At 39.6% G+C, this 3,096-nt stretch carries 6 protein-coding genes; 2 read left to right on the forward strand and 4 right to left on the reverse strand.

Annotated features, from left to right (window positions below; translation table 11 throughout):
- Positions 1 to 429 (reverse strand): Cdc6/Cdc18 family protein (locus DYY66_RS05790; RefSeq protein WP_166286988.1); only part of this gene is annotated, 429 nt, incomplete at its 3' end.
- A gap of 479 nt (positions 430 to 908) precedes the next feature.
- Here DYY66_RS05790 and DYY66_RS05795 point away from each other — a divergent pair.
- Entirely contained in the window at positions 909 to 1,304 is a 396-nt protein-coding gene (locus DYY66_RS05795; RefSeq protein WP_166286990.1) for a hypothetical protein, read from the forward strand.
- On the opposite strand, the gene DYY66_RS05800 is transcribed toward DYY66_RS05795, so the two are convergent.
- The 3 genes from DYY66_RS05800 to DYY66_RS15280 all read right to left on the reverse strand — a co-directional run bounded on the left by DYY66_RS05800 (position 1,301) and on the right by DYY66_RS15280 (position 2,694).
- Positions 1,301 to 1,453, reverse strand: a complete 153-nt coding sequence (locus DYY66_RS05800; RefSeq protein WP_166286991.1) for an AbrB/MazE/SpoVT family DNA-binding domain-containing protein — start codon at positions 1,451 to 1,453, stop codon at positions 1,301 to 1,303. The two genes, DYY66_RS05795 and DYY66_RS05800, sit on opposite strands and share 4 nt — an antisense overlap.
- A gap of 175 nt (positions 1,454 to 1,628) precedes the next feature.
- Positions 1,629 to 1,904 (reverse strand): winged helix DNA-binding protein, encoded by a 276-nt coding sequence (locus tag DYY66_RS16155; RefSeq protein WP_394352584.1) that lies wholly within the window; start codon positions 1,902 to 1,904, stop codon positions 1,629 to 1,631.
- 580 nt (positions 1,905 to 2,484) lie between these two features.
- Positions 2,485 to 2,694 carry a hypothetical protein gene (locus DYY66_RS15280; protein WP_309223972.1) on the reverse strand — a complete coding sequence of 70 codons (210 nt, stop codon included), beginning with the start codon at positions 2,692 to 2,694 and terminating at the stop codon, positions 2,485 to 2,487.
- Positions 2,695 to 2,760: 66 nt separating this feature from the next.
- Between DYY66_RS15280 and DYY66_RS05815 the strand changes: the two genes are divergently transcribed.
- Positions 2,761 to 3,096 (forward strand): geranylgeranylglyceryl/heptaprenylglyceryl phosphate synthase (locus DYY66_RS05815; RefSeq protein WP_304515748.1); only part of this gene is annotated, 336 nt, incomplete at its 3' end.

Consider the following 3,096-nt stretch of genomic DNA (forward strand, 5'->3'; position numbering starts at 1 on the left):
AATTACAGAAATAATACGATTGAACACTTCACTGATTGAAAGTCCGGTCGAGGGAAGTTCCTTTTGTGATGTAAGGCCCAACTGCCTTCCAAGTTTTACAAGCAACCCATAGAGGGTGGTCTCTTCTTTTGCATTTGCGTATAGTAATTGGATCGGAAATGAATTGTCCTTTACTCGTTCTTGTATCTTACCAAGAACCTTCTTGACCACCAGAGTTTTTCCTGTCCCTGGCTTGCCATAGACCAGTAGGTTTGATGGACGTGATTTTTTTAATAATGGTAATAGTGATTGGGTGACCTTTTTTTGTTCATCTTCACGATGTAAAATTATATCAGGAATAAACGAAAAGTGAAGGACTTCGCGATTTTTGAATAGGGACTTTCCACTTTGTGCATCATCCAATAACTTGTCAATCGGATCCTTTGTCATAGACCCACACACCACTGTTTCTTCTCTGTCCACATATGGACTCTACTCCAAACTAATAGATTAGAATAGAATAACTAAACCAAATTTAGTATATCATTAATTATTTTTATTTTTATTTTCTTAAAAAAAATTTTTTTAATAAAGCTAGAGTGGAAGTATAGGTGTGTGGGCCTTCCTGGTATGAAATTAACAATTAGTGAACATTCTGTTAACTCTTGGTCCAGAAAAGCCCAAAATGACCCCTTTATTTCCAGTCCAGGCGTGAAGATGGCTCTTAACATTGTTAACATCCTAAAGAAGACCCCATTATTTCCACTCTAGGCATGGATTTTAGGGGTATTTTGGATATAAGCCCATAGAGCCTGTTAAGATGCCAAAAACACCCATGCGTGGGCTAGGCAGTCAATGTTAACAAACCAGAATGTTAACAATTCTTCTATGATCTGTTCAAGTGTTAACGGCTTGCCAGATCGATCCCAATGGCACGAAAAAGAATCAGGATAGACTTGGAGGATGCAGACGGAGCCAAGTACAACTTTAGCCTAGAGGGCAATGTTACCCGTGAAAAGATGCTAAAGATATTTGAGCTGATGAACCTGATGAATATAGAAGAGCCAGAGGTTGGGGCCCAATTGGATTCGATAGGGGCCAAGATATGGAATGTCATAGACAAGAACTTCCCCATAGGCAAGTTTACCTCATCCATGATATTGGAAAAATATGAGGACGAGTACGAGGAGCCAATCAAACTGAGTGTGATCTCAACATATCTCTCAAGATTTGCCGTAAAGGGTAAGGTGGCAAGGGAGAAGCAGGGAAAAGAGTGGGCTTACCAGATACTAAAGATAGCCCAGAGAGAAAAGAATACGACTTAGGAGATTACTACTTTTTTGACCACTAGATGATCGCCATCAATTGTGACCTTGACATAATCTCCTTTCTGAAGTTCAAGAAATTTTCTAAAGTCTTTTGGTATGGAAATCGTGCCTGCAGTGGTAATCTTGATTAATTGCTCATCAGGCATGTTATTACATTATAAGAACATTAATTTAAGAATTTACAATTATCTAAGATTATTAAAATACGATGATTTTCTACGACTTTGACAGAAATTTGAAGGGTTTGACGGTTTGATCAACCAAAAAATAACTTGGCAAAAACCCAACTTGTTGGTCTGAAAACTATTGGTATCCTAAAAGTTACTGGGCCGGTGCCATCCTGGCAACCCCTATCTTTGCAAGACCCTTGTCAGTTATTTTGTAGGAAAATGGCTTGGTTGACATGTCTCTTTCCGTCAAACCCTCCTCAAAGAGCTTCTTTAGCATGCGTGATGTGTGTTCTCTAGTCCTTCCTATTGTGATTTGGATGTCACGTGATGTCATTGGCTTCTCTGTGATTAGGCGTAGAATGTGATCAGTGGCACTTCCAAACTGCATATTCGGGATTTTTTCCTTTGGTTTCTCTTCTTTGACCATTACCTGAGGCTCTTGGTGCACTTTGGNTACTTTGGGCTCCTTTGGCCTTGGAATTTGTGCCTGGGGAACTTCCTCAGTTTCCTGTGCCATTTCTACTGAATCTAGGCGAATTTTCATATCAATTAACAAATTTTCATAATACTGCAAGCGCTCTGTTAGAATTTTTGCATTTTCACCCTCTGATCCCAGTCGCGGCTTGACCTTGTTGTATACGGTAATGGCTACAAGGCCACCAACAAATGCTGCAAGTATGCCTAGCATGACTCCTACGTCTGGGATATCTACTAACATCACGTTGTAACGTCAAATGATGTGATTTATCATATTTGAGTAAAATTATTTCACACCTTGCACATCAATATCAAACATGTTTCATCACAACATGTCACAGTCATTTCCTGGAATCGTGCCTATTTTGAAGTCAAATCATAGCCTACAGGTCCTCTTTAGTACCTCTTGTATCACAGACATGACCTGGTCCTCACGTTCCGGAAAAACATCACTACTTTTTATCACAGAAATCTGTTCGGAGAGGCGATTAATCACATCCATATCATCAGCACTAAGCACGCCTAGGCCCCTAAGCAGGATCCACGAATAGCATAGGTGCCGTCAACTTGTCTTTAGACTGGGTTACTTGACGATAAAACGCCCCTTTACTGATAGTAAACTGGGGATTTGCAAGGTCCCTGCGTTTTAAAATAATTTCAATTTGTCTTTCAGTAAATAATGATTTTTCTATAATTTGCCTAATAATATTGCTAAAATTTTCATCAGGGGATTCGCTCATAGCTATACAAATCTGTATAACTATATTCAATTAAACTTTTAATCAATAGGTATTCAACCACTCCATATGCAAAAGACAGAGAATTATCTTCATGCTACTAGGAAGAAAAAAGGAACACTTCTCTTCGTATTAATCGATTCTGAGAACTCTGATGGACGTTCCGCTTCTTCATTGGCAAAAGAGGCAGAAAAAAACGGCGCCTCTGCAATTCTGGTCGGCGGCTCGTCAGCTACTGATCAACTCACCATGACTGAGACAGTCTCAAGTATCAAAAAGGCAGTAAAGATACCAGTGATCCTCTTTCCTGGAAACGTTACAGGCGTGGTTCCAGGTGCCGATGCAATACTTTTCAGCTCGCTTTTGAACTCGGATAATCCATACTTTATCTCACAAGCTCAAGCT

Source organism: Candidatus Nitrosotalea sp. FS, from assembly GCF_011319475.1.
Taxonomy (GTDB): domain Archaea; phylum Thermoproteota; class Nitrososphaeria; order Nitrososphaerales; family Nitrosopumilaceae; genus Nitrosotalea.